This window comes from Mycobacteriales bacterium (assembly GCA_036497565.1).
Lineage (GTDB): Bacteria > Actinomycetota > Actinomycetes > Mycobacteriales > QHCD01 > DASXJE01.
The window spans coordinates 1-1,518 of the sequence record DASXJE010000239.1 but is presented as its reverse complement, the minus strand read 5'-3'; the positions used below and the strand labels follow the sequence as shown (position 1 = coordinate 1,518).

Genomic DNA, 1,518 nt, shown 5'->3' with positions numbered 1-1,518 from the left:
GACGAGGTGCTCGCGCTCGGCGACGAGCGTCCGGAACTCCGGGAGCCGCTCGCCGGTGCCCCGGAGTACCTCGCGGCGGAGGCCTACTACGCCGCGCTCGCCGAGGGCGCCCTGCACCTCGACGACGTCCTCACCCGTCGTACCCGAATCTCGATCGAGACCCCGGACCGGGGTGTCGCGGCCGCCGAGGCGGTCGCCCGGCTGGTCGCGCCGGTACTCGGCTGGGACGACTCCGCCGTCGCCCGCGAGGTGGAGCACTACCAGGCCCGGGTCGCCGCCGAGCGGGAGTCCCAGCTGCAACCAGACGACCGGACCGCGGACGCGGCCCGGCTCGGCGCCCCCGACGTCCGCGGCGCCGACCGGCGGATCGCCTGATCCCGGGACCGGCGATGTCCTCGGCGTCCTCGTGACGATCCTCGTCGATCCGGCGGTGTGGCCGCACCGCGGCGACCGGTGGGCGCACCTGGTCAGCGACACCGGCTACGACGAACTGCACGAGTTCGCGGCCACGCTCGGCATCCCGCGCCGGGCCTTCCAGGGCGACCATTACGACGTGCCGGCCGGCGTGCGGGAGCGCGCGATCGGTCTCGGCGCACGACCGGTCACCTGCGCGGAGCTGCTCCGCCGGCTGCGGGCCGCGGGGCTGCGGAAACGGTCCCGGAGCGCGGACCGGTCCTAGGACCGGGTGCCCGTCACCCAAGCGGGCGCCACGCGGTGCGGGTGTGCGTCTGACGGAACCCGACCCGCATCAGGTTGGCCTGGCTCGCCGATCCGTGTGCCACGGTCACGACGGCGAGGTCGGTGCTCGCCAGGGCGTCGGACAGGCGCCGCAGGATCAGCGCGCTCTGGCAGCCGCGGCGCCGGTAGGACGGCAGGGTCGCGGCACCGCTGAGCAGAGCGCCGGACGGTTGCAGGTACAGGCCGGCCGCGGCAGCCGGGCGACCGTCGACGCGCGCGAGGTAGCGGCGTACGACCGCCGGATCGTGCTCGGCGCGCAGCATGACCAGGTGTCCGGCGGACGGCCCGGGGAGTTCGTAGCCGCCGATGAGGGTGTCGAGGTAGTCCGGGCCGTCATCGGCCGGGTCGAGCTCCTCGACGGTGACCCGGTCGCCGGGCGGCGGTGCGACGAGCCGGTCGGTGAGGTCGCGGTGCAGGGTCGCGTTGACGGTGCCCGCCTGCAGTCCGCGCCGGGTCAGCTCCGTGCCGAGCCGGTCGCCGGCATCGCCGGCCCAGACCTCCAGGGTGGGCACGATGCCGGCGTCGGTGAAGAACGCGGTGATCGCGTCGAGGTGCGCCAGGTCGTCCTCGTTGACGCCGCGGGCCTTGTTGTACGGCGTCAGGTCGCGCAACGCCGGAATGCGCTGCGCGACGGTCCGACCCCAACTGCCGACCGCGGCGTGCAGGAGTGTGCTCGGGCCCGGTGCGGCGCTGTCCCGGCGGATCTTCGCGGTGATCAAGTCTTCGGCGCGGCGCGCGGTGGCAGTCAGCACCGTTACGCCTGGTCGGGTTCGGGAGCCG

The 1,518-nt window shown here is 74.9% G+C and carries 3 protein-coding genes; 2 read left to right on the top strand and 1 reads right to left on the bottom strand.

What is annotated here, in order from left to right; genetic code table 11:
- The coding region (locus VGH85_19415; GenBank protein HEY2175981.1) for a glycerol-3-phosphate dehydrogenase C-terminal domain-containing protein at positions 1–375 on the top strand (375 nt) is incomplete at its 5' end.
- Between the two features lie 31 nt (positions 376–406).
- Complete coding sequence (locus VGH85_19410; protein HEY2175980.1) at positions 407–679, top strand: DUF4031 domain-containing protein; 273 nt, start codon at positions 407–409, stop codon at positions 677–679.
- A 13-nt stretch (positions 680–692) separates the two neighbouring features.
- On the opposite strand, the gene VGH85_19405 is transcribed toward VGH85_19410, so the two are convergent.
- Positions 693–1,518 (bottom strand): hypothetical protein (locus VGH85_19405; GenBank protein ID HEY2175979.1); only part of this gene is annotated, 826 nt, incomplete at its 5' end.